This is a genomic window from Nonomuraea marmarensis (genome assembly GCF_043197025.1).
Classification (GTDB): Bacteria; Actinomycetota; Actinomycetes; order Streptosporangiales; family Streptosporangiaceae; genus Nonomuraea; species Nonomuraea marmarensis.
Map to the genome: position 1 here is coordinate 1 of NZ_JBICRM010000126.1, position 865 is coordinate 865.

At 68.2% G+C, this 865-nt stretch carries 1 protein-coding gene; it reads left to right on the forward strand.

Going from position 1 to position 865, the window contains the following annotated elements; translation table 11 throughout:
* Positions 1-11 precede the first annotated feature (11 nt).
* Positions 12-865 (forward strand): BREX system ATP-binding domain-containing protein (locus ACFLIM_RS50255; RefSeq protein WP_393178044.1); only part of this gene is annotated, 854 nt, incomplete at its 3' end.

Consider the following 865-nt stretch of genomic DNA (forward strand, 5'->3'; position numbering starts at 1 on the left):
GGGATTGGTTGATGGACATCGGGTCGCTGCCGACGGTTGTGGGTGTAGAGGACGCTGCTGGTTTTGTGGAGCGGTTGAACCAGTTGCGGGTGTGGGCGGGCCGCCCTTCGTTTCGGCGTCTGACGGCGTTGGGGGGCACGACAACCACACCGGACCGGGATGTGGTGGATCTGCTGCCGCGCAGCACGCTGTCGGATGTCTTGACCGGCAAGCGGCTTCCCGAGCTGCCGCGGATGGAACTGGTCGGGGCGTTCGTCGCGGCGTGTTTGACCGCGTGTGCCCTACCCCCCGATGTGATCGACACGGTGGTCGAGCAGTGGCTGGCCGAATGGCGGCGCCTGTCGCAGCAGGTCTGTGCCGGGACCGGCGGGGCCGCGGTGGGCGATCGTGGTGAGGCTGACCAGCCGCGGGCCGGTGCGGATGACTGGGCGGATGACTGGATCGAGCGGTCCCTCCGGTATGAGCGCCCGTTGGTCGGCCGGCGGCCGGCGTTGCGCACGTTCCGGAACGCGCTGGATGAGGCGGCCGGCGGGAAAGCACAGTTCGTCGCGGTCACCGGAGAACCCGGCGCCGGCAAGACCCGGCTGCTGCGCGAGCTGGGGACCGTCGCCGCTCGTCAGGGGTTGATGACCCTCTGGGGCCGAGCCGGCGAATTCGAGCAGGGCATGCCCTTCGGTGTACTGATCGACGCACTCGACGATCGCCTGGAAGGACGCGAAACCTGGGTACACGAACGCCTGGGTGCGGCGGCTACACGGCTGCTAACCGGCGTCTTCCCCTCCATATCGGCAGCCTCCGCGGATGAGACCGTCGATTGGCCGGAGGTAACCGCACTGACGCGCTATCGCACATATCGCGCGATACG